Raw genomic sequence first — 5,808 nt, 5'->3', positions numbered from 1 at the left:
CCGGCGGAAGCGGGACCGGCTGCCTGCCGGGCGGGTGGGGTGGGGATGTCCAGCCGCTGTGCATGGCCGGCCGGACAGGCCTCGTCCTGGTAGCTGATGCGCCCGTCCGGCGTTGTGCATTTGTTGATGGCCCAGCCCGGCGAGAGCAGCAGCAGGGAACCAAGAACCGTGGCGCATCGGATCATGCCTGTGTCCTCCGTGGGTGGGGTCGTTCGTTCGTGTGTGGCCTGGGGCCTGCGTGCTTCCTCGGTCGGGTCCTGCAGTCAGGGGGAAGGCTTGCCGGGCCGCGCCTGCGAGGGGGCCGGCGCCAGGCGGGCGCCCCGCTGGTGCCTCAGGAGAAATGGCTCGACCTGCTCGGCGGGCAGGGGCCGACTGATGTGGAAGCCCTGCAGCTCGGTGCATCCCTCCCCGCGCAGCAGCTCCAGCTGCTGTGGGGTCTCGACACCCTCGGCGGTGGTGCGCATCCCCAGGGCCTGGGCCATGCGGACGATGGCGCTGACCAGCGCGTGGTCGTTGCGGTCCTGGCCGAGGTCGCGCACGAACGAGCGGTCGATCTTCAGCCGGCAGATGCGAAAGCGCTTGAGCTGGCTGAGCGAGGAGTAGCCGGTGCCGAAGTCGTCGATCGCCAGCCCCACCCCGTGCGCGTGCAGCTGGTCCATGATCCGGGCAGCGGCCTCGGGGTCGCCGATGGCGACGTTCTCCGTCAGCTCCAGCTCCAGGCAGTCGCCCGCCAGCCCATGGCGCTCCAGCAGCTGAGCGACCAGCTCGGGCAGCTGCGGATGGCGAAACTGGGCGGCCGAGAGGTTGACCGACATCGTGAAGCCCGACAGCCCCCGCTGGCGCCAGCGCTGCAGCTGCGCCAGCGCCGTGTCCAGCACCCACTCCCCGATGGCGACGATCTGGCCGCTGTCCTCGGCAACCGGGATGAAGTCTGCCGGGCTGATGTCGCCCAGCTCCGGATGGCGCCAGCGCAGCAGGGCCTCGACGCCGGAGATGGCGCCGGTGGCGGCGGAAACCTGGGGCTGGTAGTGCAGGGCGAACTGTCCGCGCTCGAGCGCGCGGCTCAGCGCGTTGGTCAGTTGCAGCGCCTGGGCGGACTGCTCCTGCATGCGCGGCGTGAAGAAGCGGAAATTGTTGCGCCCCTCGGCCTTGGCGCGGTACATCGCCGTGTCCGCGGCCTGGATCAGGGATTCGAAATCCTCGCCATGCTCGGGAAAGAGGGCGATGCCCATGGAGGGAGAGACCGACAGCTCGTGGTGGCCCAGCTGCACGGGAGCGCGCGCGGCCTCCTGCATCTTGGAGGCGACGCGCGCCGCACCCTGGGCGTTGGCGCCCGGCAGGATCAGCACGAACTCGTCGCCGCTCAGGCGCGCCACGGTGTCGCGGTCGCGCACGGTGCGGCGCAGGCGCTGGGCGATCTCCATCAGCAGGGCGTCGCCGACGCGGTGGCCCAGCGAATCGTTGACATGCTTGAAGTTGTCCAGGTCCAGGAACATCACGGCCAGCGGGCTGCCACTCTCGCGCGCCGTGCGCACGGCCTGCTGGCCGCGCTCGGCCAGCAGCACGCGGTTGGGCAGGCCGGTGAGGGCGTCGTAGTGCGCCATCCAGTGGATGCGCTCCTGGTCGTACTTGCGCTGTTCGATCTCGCGGTGCAGGTCGGCCACGGTCTCGCTCAGCTCGCGTGTGCGGTCGCGCACCTGCTGCTCGAGCGCGCCATGCATCTGCGCCAGCTGGGCCTGCACGCGCAGCCGCTCGCTCACGTCCAGCACGATCCACAGGGTGCCCTGCGAGAGGTCGGCGGGATCGAGCGGCCGGCTGCGCACCTCCACGACCACGGCGCGGCCGTCCTTGGCGCGCAGGGTCATCTGCCCTTCGAACTCCCGGCCCAGTGCCAGGGGCGCATAGCAATGCTCGCCGGCGGCCTGCCAGTCGCTCTCGCTGAGGTACCACTGGCGCGAGGAGCGGCCGACCAGCTCGCCCGGGCCATAGCCCAGAATTCGCTCGAAGTGGTGGTTGCAGCGCACGAGGACCCGGTCGCGCAGCACGACGATGCCGACCATGGCGTTGTCGAACAGCACCTGGTTCTCACGCAGCGCGGCGTGCAGCTCGGCCTGGGAGCGCTTTTGTTCGTCGATGTCGTCGACGATCCAGATCGAGCCCTCGGAGCTGTCCTCGGGGTTGATGAGGCGCCCGGTCAGGTGGGTCCAGAACAGGCAGCCGTTGCTGCGCCGCATCTGCCACTCGGTGCGGTAGGTTTCGCCGCGCGCGAGCACGGGGTAGGCGGCCCGGCCGAGCGCTCGAAAGGCCTCGCGGCTCGGGTGCAGGGTCTCGCTCGAGTGCCCGACCGCCGCCTGCGGACTGTGGAGCTGGAAGATCTCCGCATAGCGCGGGTTGCAGCGCACCACGCGCCGGTGGCGGATGAACACGATGCCCACCCCGGCACTGTCGAGCAGGGTCTGCTGTTCGCGCAGGATGCGCTGCAGGGCCAGCGTGGAGGACTGCCTTGGCTCCAGCGCCAGGGCGTCAGGCAAAAAAGACATGGACTGGGGGAGGCTCCGCAAAAGAAGAGGCGGAAAGTGCAATTTGTACCAAAGTGTTGCTTTATCCGCAAGCAACGTTACATGGTCGCTGGTAGCTGCAAGGGCTAAGGGCGCGGCCGGCGGCGGCAGGTCCTGTCATGAAAATGTCACGAGGCCTTTCAATACTGGCGCTCGTGCCTCCCACCCTGCTCGCGTCATGATGTCCCTGCTGCTGCCTTCGCCCTCCGACAAAAACGCCGTGCAGGGCAATGGACTGCCGCCTGGCGGTGCCAGTGGCGCCAGTGGCGCCAGCCTGGTCCTTTTGGACCGTGACCACAGTATCCTGGCCTTCAACGAGCGTGTGCTGGACTGGGCCGTGCGCGAGGATGTGCCCCTGCTCGAGCGCCTGCGCTACCTGTGCATCGTCTCGTCCAATCTGGACGAGTTCTTCGAGGTGCGGGCGGCCGCGCACCTGGGTGCGACCCCTGACGGCAGTTCCAAAAGCGCCTACGGCGTCAACTCCTTCGAGGCCCTGGCACTCAAGGCCCAGGCGCTGGTAGCGCGCCAGTACGCGCTGTACAACGACTCGCTGATGCCCGCCTTCGCGGCGCTCGGCATCCGCATCGTGCCCCACGGCGAGCGCACGGCGGCGCAGCGGCGCTGGGTGCGCGAGCACTTCGCGCGCGAGGTGCGGCCCCTGCTGATCCCCGTGGGGCTGGATCCGGCCCACCCCTTCCCGCAGGTGGCCAACAAATCGCTGAACTTCATCGTGCGCCTGCGCGGCGGCGACGCTTTCGGGCGCGAGAACGAGATTGCCATCGTCAAGGTGCCCCGGGCCCTGCAGCGCATCATGCGGCTGCCAGCCAAGGTGGCGCCCTCGGGCACGAAGTTCGTCAGCCTGTCGAGCATCATCCGCACCCACCTGGCCGACCTGTTTCCCGGGCGGCAGGTGGTGGAGTTCTCGCAATTCCGCGTCACGCGCCACTCCGACCTGGCGGTGGACGAAGAGGACGTGCGCAACCTGCGCACCGCGCTGCGCCAGGGCCTGCAGCACCGCCACTACGGCCAGGCCGTGCGGCTGGAGGTCTCGGCCGGCTGCTCGGCCTTTCTGGCGGACTTCCTACAGACGCAGTTCGCGCTGCCGGCGGCCGCCCTGTACCGGGTGCATGGCCCCGTCAACCTGGTGCGGCTGGGGCAGCTGGTGGACCTGGTCAACGACCCGGCGCTGCTGTTTCCCGCCTGGCGGCCGGCCTGGCCGGCGCAGCTGCCGCGGCCCGGCGGCATCCTGGCGCGGCTGCGCCGGCGCGACCTGCTCATCCACCAGCCGTTCGAGAGCTTCGACGGCGTGCTGGGCTTTCTGCGCGAGGCCGTGGGCGACCCGCAGGTGCTGGCCATCAAGCAGACCATCTACCGCACCGGCGCCGACTCCGAACAGATGGAGCTGCTGCGCGAGGCCGTGCGCCGCGGCAAGGAAGTGATGGCCGTGGTGGAACTGAAGGCCCGCTTCGACGAGGAAGCCAACATCAACTGGGCCGATGCGCTGGAGTCCATCGGCGCGCAGGTGGTGTATGGCGTGATGGGCCTGAAGACGCACGCCAAGATGCTGCTGGTGACCCGGCGCGAGGGCGGCGGCCTGCGCCGCTACGGCCACCTGTCCACCGGCAACTACAACCCGCGCACCGCGCGGCTGTACACCGACCTGAGCTACCTCACCGCCGACCCGCACGTCACGGCCGACATGGACGCGGTCTTCGACCACCTCGCCAACCAGAACCGCGTGCCCCGGCTCAAGCGACTGCTGCTGGCCCCGTTCGATCTGCAGCGGCGCATGATCGAAAAGATCGACGCCGCCGGCCTGGCCGCCGAGCGCGGCGAGGACGGGCGCATCGTGGCCAAGATGAACGCACTGACCGACGAGGCGCTGATCGCCGCGCTGGTGCGCGCCGCCCGGCGCGGCGCCAGCGTGGACCTGGTCGTGCGCGGCGCCTGCATGCTGCCGGCCGGGGTGCCAGGCATGACGGACAACATCCGCGTGCGCTCGGTCATCGGCCGCTTCCTGGAGCACACGCGGGTGTTCTACTTTCGCAGCGGCGGGCAGGAGGACGTCTACCTGTCCAGCGCCGACTGGATGAACCGCAACATGCTGCGCCGGGTGGAGATCGCCTGGCCCGTGACCGACGCCAAGCTGCGCCAGCGCATCATTGACGAGTGCCTGGTGGCCTACCTGCACGACGACCGCGACGCCTGGACGCTCGCCAGCGACGGCAGCTATGCGCGCGCGCCCCGCGCCCTGGACGGCCACGGCGCGCAGGGCGCCCTGATGGAGCGCTACGCGCCGCGCACCCCGGCGCTCAAGGGCGCGGCGAATCCGTGATGGATCTCATCCTCTGGCGCCATGCCGAAGCGGTCGAAGCGCGCGACGGCGAGGACGACCTGCAGCGCGCCCTGACGCCGCGCGGCGAAAAGCAGGCCGCGCGCATGGCCGCCTGGCTGGACCGCCAGCTGCCCGAGGGCCTGCGCGTGCTGGCCAGCCCCGCCCGGCGCACCGAGCAGACGGCCCGCGCTCTGGGCCGCAAGCTCAAGCTGCGCGCCGAACTGCTGCCCGGCGGCACTCCCGATGAACTGCTGGAACTGGTGCAGTGGCCGGGTGCCCGCGGCGCCGTGCTGGTGGTGGGCCACCAGCCCCTGCTGGGCCAGACCGCGGCGCGGCTGCTGGGCATGCGCGAGGCGGATTGCACCATCCGCAAGGGCGCCGTGTGGTGGCTGCGCCAGCGCCAGCGCCAGGACGTGGCGCAGACCGTGCTGATGGCGGTGCAGTCGCCCGATTTCCTCTAACCTACTATCATTTTGATAGCTGCCAGCGCTTGACTGGCGGGAGCTAGAGGCACTTTTCATTCATATTCACGCCAACTCGGCGCAATAGCTCCAGGGCGTCTTCTGCCAGGCCTGCGCCTCCTCGCGCAGCAGGTGGGCCGACTGCGGATAGGCCTGGGCCCAGCCCGGGCGCGTGCGCACGGTGCAGCAGCGGCCGTACAGGCGCAGCTCAAGCCCTTCGGCGTCGGGCTCGCGGCGGGCGTGGCACACGGCCACGGCGGTACGCAGGCACATCAGTTGTAGGGCCAGCACCGGGTCGGCCAGGGCGGCCTCCAGCTTGCGCAGCTTGCCGCGGTGGCCCAGCACCAGCTGGCTCAGGGCGTGCAGCTCGGCCTGGGCGAAGCCCGCCGCGTCGGCGTGATCCAGGATGTAGGCGCCGTGGCGGTGGTAGCCGTCGTGCGAGATGCGGCAGCCG

4 protein-coding genes and 1 pseudogene are annotated in these 5,808 nt (G+C 70.2%); 2 read left to right on the top strand and 3 right to left on the bottom strand.

Annotated features, from left to right (window positions below; translation table 11 throughout):
* Together A612_RS17000 and A612_RS06275 are read right to left on the bottom strand one after the other, a co-directional pair.
* Window positions 1–185: DUF4124 domain-containing protein (locus A612_RS17000; RefSeq protein WP_478212052.1), on the bottom strand; the 185-nt coding region annotated here is incomplete at its 3' end.
* A gap of 78 nt (window positions 186–263) precedes the next feature.
* The gene (locus A612_RS06275; protein ID WP_019373660.1) at window positions 264–2,540 is read right to left on the bottom strand and encodes a putative bifunctional diguanylate cyclase/phosphodiesterase; all 2,277 of its coding nucleotides are present in this window, start codon (window positions 2,538–2,540) and stop codon (window positions 264–266) included.
* A gap of 196 nt (window positions 2,541–2,736) precedes the next feature.
* Here A612_RS06275 and ppk1 point away from each other — a divergent pair, with 196 nt between their 5' ends.
* Together ppk1 and A612_RS06265 are read left to right on the top strand one after the other, a co-directional pair.
* Window positions 2,737–4,893, top strand: a complete 2,157-nt coding sequence (gene ppk1 / locus A612_RS06270) for a polyphosphate kinase 1 (protein WP_019373659.1) — start codon at window positions 2,737–2,739, stop codon at window positions 4,891–4,893.
* On the top strand, window positions 4,890–5,354 hold the full coding sequence (locus A612_RS06265; RefSeq protein WP_081501123.1) for a SixA phosphatase family protein: 465 nt from the start codon (window positions 4,890–4,892) through the stop codon (window positions 5,352–5,354). The genes ppk1 and A612_RS06265 overlap by 4 nt, the downstream gene beginning before the upstream one ends.
* A gap of 66 nt (window positions 5,355–5,420) precedes the next feature.
* Here A612_RS06265 and A612_RS06260 read toward each other — a convergent pair.
* Window positions 5,421–5,808 (bottom strand): annotated as a pseudogene (locus tag A612_RS06260) (exopolyphosphatase); the annotation flags it as partial.

The organism is Melaminivora alkalimesophila (assembly GCF_000282995.1).
Classification (GTDB): Bacteria; Pseudomonadota; Gammaproteobacteria; order Burkholderiales; family Burkholderiaceae_C; genus Melaminivora; species Melaminivora alkalimesophila.
The sequence above is the reverse complement of the archived record's forward strand: the minus strand, read 5'-3'. Positions and strand labels throughout refer to the sequence as shown.